Source organism: Jatrophihabitans lederbergiae (assembly GCF_031845305.1).
Classification (GTDB): Bacteria; Actinomycetota; Actinomycetes; order Mycobacteriales; family Jatrophihabitantaceae; genus Jatrophihabitans_A; species Jatrophihabitans_A lederbergiae.
The window spans coordinates 1-266 of the sequence record NZ_JAVREH010000253.1 but is presented as its reverse complement, the minus strand read 5'-3'; the positions used below and the strand labels follow the sequence as shown (position 1 = coordinate 266).

Annotated in this window: 1 protein-coding gene; it reads left to right on the top strand. The window is 68.0% G+C overall.

The genetic code is table 11. The annotated features are described in order from the left end of the window. Positions 1 to 12 precede the first annotated feature (12 nt). Positions 13 to 266, top strand: a 254-nt coding sequence (locus RM423_RS25175) for a hypothetical protein (protein ID WP_311425763.1), incomplete at its 3' end; no start/stop codon positions are given.

The window sequence follows — 266 nt, the reverse complement described above, 5'->3', positions numbered from 1 at the left end:
AGCGAGGACTGGATGCACGTGCTCGCGGCCGCGGCCGAATCGGGCTGGGTCGATGAACAACGAGTGGCCTTCCTCGGGATGTTCGATGGGCGCCCGGTACGGGTTGCCGGCTTGCGCTGCTCTGGGGCCCGGTTGCGGCGCGCGGTACTGGGAAAGTTCGGGCTCACCCAATCCGAACTACTGCCCCGGTCGCTCGCCGCGAACGACCTGATCGCCGACGCGGCCGAAAGCATTCGGGCGCCGGTTCTGCAGCACGTCCAATGGCA